This is a genomic window from Bacillus gaemokensis (assembly GCF_001590835.1).
Lineage (GTDB): Bacteria > Bacillota > Bacilli > Bacillales > Bacillaceae_G > Bacillus_A > Bacillus_A gaemokensis.
Genome location: NZ_LTAQ01000061.1, coordinates 1 through 1016 on the forward strand (window position 1 = coordinate 1; position 1016 = coordinate 1016).

10 tRNA genes are annotated in these 1016 nt (G+C 52.9%); all 10 read left to right on the forward strand.

The features are described from left to right. The first annotated feature begins 29 nt into the window (after positions 1-29). The 10 genes from AZF08_RS24840 (at position 30) to AZF08_RS24885 (ending at position 915) form a co-directional block, all read left to right on the forward strand. Positions 30-105 (forward strand) — tRNA-Val (locus AZF08_RS24840). Between the two features lie 9 nt (positions 106-114). Next, positions 115-198: transfer RNA gene (locus AZF08_RS24845), tRNA-Tyr, on the forward strand. A gap of 12 nt (positions 199-210) precedes the next feature. Then, positions 211-285: transfer RNA gene (locus AZF08_RS24850), tRNA-Gln, on the forward strand. A gap of 4 nt (positions 286-289) precedes the next feature. Next, a tRNA-Lys gene (locus AZF08_RS24855) sits at positions 290-365 on the forward strand. A gap of 10 nt (positions 366-375) precedes the next feature. Continuing rightward, positions 376-456 (forward strand) — tRNA-Leu (locus tag AZF08_RS24860). Between the two features lie 29 nt (positions 457-485). Next, positions 486-560, forward strand: a tRNA-Gly gene (locus tag AZF08_RS24865). Between the two features lie 16 nt (positions 561-576). Continuing rightward, a tRNA-Leu gene (locus AZF08_RS24870) sits at positions 577-665 on the forward strand. Positions 666-673: 8 nt separating this feature from the next. Continuing rightward, positions 674-747 (forward strand) — tRNA-Arg (locus tag AZF08_RS24875). 8 nt (positions 748-755) lie between these two features. Next, positions 756-829 (forward strand) — tRNA-Pro (locus tag AZF08_RS24880). Between the two features lie 10 nt (positions 830-839). Next, a tRNA-Ala gene (locus AZF08_RS24885) sits at positions 840-915 on the forward strand. Positions 916-1016: the final 101 nt, after the last annotated feature.

Here is a 1016-nt window from a genome sequence, read left to right on the forward strand (position 1 = left end):
TGTGAGAGTAGGACGTTGCCAGGCAAAATGGAGGATTAGCTCAGCTGGGAGAGCACCTGCCTTACAAGCAGGGGGTCGGCGGTTCGATCCCGTCATCCTCCACCATTATTTGTCGGAGGGGTAGCGAAGTGGCTAAACGCGGCGGACTGTAAATCCGCTCCTTCGGGTTCGGCAGTTCGAATCTGCCCCCCTCCACCATTTCTTAATTATTGGGCTATAGCCAAGCGGTAAGGCAACGGACTTTGACTCCGTCATGCGCTGGTTCGAATCCAGCTAGCCCAGCCATTAAGAGCCATTAGCTCAGTTGGTAGAGCATCTGACTTTTAATCAGAGGGTCGAAGGTTCGAATCCTTCATGGCTCACCATTTATATTTCGCGGGTGTGGCGGAATTGGCAGACGCACCAGACTTAGGATCTGGCGCCTTTGGCGTGGGGGTTCGACTCCCTTCACCCGCACTTTATAAGCGAATTCAATTAAATACCGAGCGGAAGTAGTTCAGTGGTAGAATACAACCTTGCCAAGGTTGGGGTCGCGGGTTCGAATCCCGTCTTCCGCTCCAATTTWCAATATGAYATGCCGGGGTGGCGGAACAGGCAGACGCACAGGACTTAAAATCCTGCGGTGGGTGACCACCGTGCGGGTTCGACCCCCGCCCTCGGCACCATATGCGCCGCGCCCGTAGCTCAATTGGATAGAGCGTTTGACTACGGATCAAAAGGTTAGGGGTTCGAGTCCTCTCGGGCGCGYTTTYMTTCGGGAAGTGGCTCAGCTTGGTAGAGCACCTGGTTTGGGACCAGGGGGTCGCAGGTTCAAATCCTGTCTTCCCGATATTTATTTTGGGGCCTTAGCTCAGCTGGGAGAGCGCCTGCCTTGCACGCAGGAGGTCAGCGGTTCGATCCCGCTAGGCTCCACCAAAAAGTTCTTTGAAAACTGAACGAAACAAACAATGTGCAACGTCAATTTTTATTTTTATGATGCTAGACAAACTAACTTTATTGGAGAGTTTGATCCTGGC